The 277-nt window shown below is 42.2% G+C and carries 1 rRNA gene; it reads right to left on the bottom strand.

The window, feature by feature from the left end:
* Positions 1 to 26: 26 nt before the first annotated feature.
* A 5S ribosomal RNA gene (gene rrf, locus L21TH_RS05655) occupies positions 27 to 143 on the bottom strand.
* Positions 144 to 277: the final 134 nt, after the last annotated feature.

Here is a 277-nt window from a genome sequence, read left to right as displayed (position 1 = left end):
ATTGAGCTACCCAGGAATGATACCCAATCTAGCAGCGACCTACTCTCCCAGGACGTCTCCATCCAAGTACCATCAGCGCTGGAGGACTTAACTTCCGTGTTCGGAATGAGAACGGGTGTAACCCCTCCGCTATTGCCACTAGATTGCTGTTTATCATCAGCGACAAGCTCAATTTTATCAAAGATTTTTGAACTTGTCAAGTGTTTTTTTGAAAAAATTATACTTTCAAAACTACATAGTGGATATATTTGGTCAAGCCCTCGACCAATTAGTACCA

Origin of the sequence: Caldisalinibacter kiritimatiensis (assembly GCF_000387765.1) — a bacterium.
Taxonomy (GTDB): domain Bacteria; phylum Bacillota; class Clostridia; order Tissierellales; family Caldisalinibacteraceae; genus Caldisalinibacter; species Caldisalinibacter kiritimatiensis.
Note: the sequence above shows the minus strand (reverse complement) of the source record. Positions and strands in the feature narration are given on the sequence as shown.